A 304-nucleotide genomic window follows, 5' to 3' on the forward strand; every position below is an offset into this window, starting at 1 on the left:
ATAAATCCGTAACCCGTACTTGCACCAGAACCAGGAGTTGTAATTAAAAGATGTGTAACCCATGATCCATAAGTATAATCATTACTATGCGCAGCTCTTGCTATCTGCTCCAAACGTCGCGCAGCCTCAGGTTCATCTGCAATATAAACTGCTAAAGCTATATATTCACTAAAACCAATACCTCTCAATATAATATACGTGTAAATATGCTTCATCACTGTGCTTGTTGAAACGTTTGCAGCAGGTACATTACCACCCAGCGTGTAAAACACAGGGCGATCCAAAATAGGCTCACTAAAACGCC

Annotated in this window: 1 protein-coding gene; it reads right to left on the reverse strand. The window is 40.8% G+C overall.

Translation table 11 applies throughout. The features are described from left to right. On the reverse strand, positions 1-304 hold a 304-nt coding region (locus F0L74_RS34565; RefSeq protein ID WP_188316284.1), incomplete at both ends, for a hypothetical protein.

It is taken from the genome of Chitinophaga agrisoli, assembly GCF_008386695.1.
Taxonomy (GTDB): Bacteria; Bacteroidota; Bacteroidia; order Chitinophagales; family Chitinophagaceae; genus Chitinophaga; species Chitinophaga agrisoli.